At 48.7% G+C, this 433-nt stretch carries 1 protein-coding gene; it reads right to left on the bottom strand.

The window, feature by feature from the left end; genetic code table 11:
* Window positions 1-404: anthranilate synthase component II (locus ASC50_RS04815; RefSeq protein ID WP_056928769.1), on the bottom strand; the 404-nt coding region annotated here is incomplete at its 3' end.
* Between the last annotated feature and the right edge of the window lie 29 nt (window positions 405-433).

The raw sequence follows: 433 nt of genomic DNA, 5'->3' as shown, positions 1-433 counted from the left end.
CGGTCAACAATCCATGAGTGGTAGCGACCTACTTCCAAAATTTCCGGTACATTGTTGAAAATGCGGTCGGGTTCCGTGATGCCGATTTGCGTGGAAATGCCGTGATAGACATCCTCCAGATTGATGAGTTGCCCGCCAAAGGCTTCTGCGATGGCTTGATGCCCCAAGCACACACCCAAAATAGGCTTTGTCGGCGCAAAACGTTGGATGAGAGGCAGCAGCAAACCGGCTTCCGAGGGGATGCCGGGACCGGGCGAGAGGATGATTTTATCAAATCGTTCCACCTCGTCCAACGCGATTTTGTCGTTGCGATGCACCTCTATATCCCTATAACCCAGCTCTTTAACCAAGTGCGCCAGATTGTAAGTGAACGAATCATAATTGTCAAACAGTAATATCTTCATCTGTAACTAATTTGTCCTAACTTTTCGGG

The sequence above is a fragment of the Candidatus Symbiothrix dinenymphae genome (assembly GCF_001431085.1).
This window is presented reverse-complemented; position numbering and strand designations above follow the sequence as displayed.